Here is a 579-nt window from a genome sequence, read left to right on the forward strand (position 1 = left end):
CACCCAGGGCCGCGTCAGCGCCCAGGCGGTCGCCGCCGCCACCATGGGCGGCAGCGCCAGCCAGAGCGGCCAGCCCCGGTCCGGCAGGATCGAGGGTTCGGCCGCGAACCACAGCGCGGTGGCGAGCGCGAGCCCCGCCAGCGTCAGCAGCGCGGGCGGGCGGGCCAGCTTCTCGGCGTAATAGAGCTTCGGATGGCGGATGGCGTGCCGCACCAGCGCGGCGTCGGAGAACACCAGCGGCTCGCCCAGAATGCCGTGCTTCATGCGGCTGCCGGCGCCGAACAGGCCCGCCGTCACCACCGTCACCAGCGCCGCGTGCCACGGCCGCCACGACAGCGCGAAGGCCGTCGCGAACAGGCCGAGATGGATCGCGAGCCGGAGCGCCAGCACGGCGGCGGGGGCCCGGAACGGCCGGACGGAGGGCGGAACGCTCTCCAGCGCCACCGCCAGCGTGAAGGACAGCAGGAAGGCGGCCGCGAGCGTGATCAGCGCGGCCTCCGGTCCAGCGGCCCCAGCAGCCGGTGGCGGGCCAGCGCATAGGCGTGGCGGGCGCGGGCGAGCGCCCGGCCGAGCGGCGTG

At 76.7% G+C, this 579-nt stretch carries 1 pseudogene; it reads right to left on the reverse strand.

Features of this window, described 5'->3' with window-relative positions:
• A pseudogene (locus tag ACFQ4O_RS18210) lies at window positions 1-444 on the reverse strand (LTA synthase family protein); the annotation flags it as partial.
• Window positions 445-579: the final 135 nt, after the last annotated feature.

The organism is Methylopila musalis (assembly GCF_042679725.1).
Taxonomy (GTDB): Bacteria; Pseudomonadota; Alphaproteobacteria; order Rhizobiales; family Methylopilaceae; genus Methylopila; species Methylopila musalis.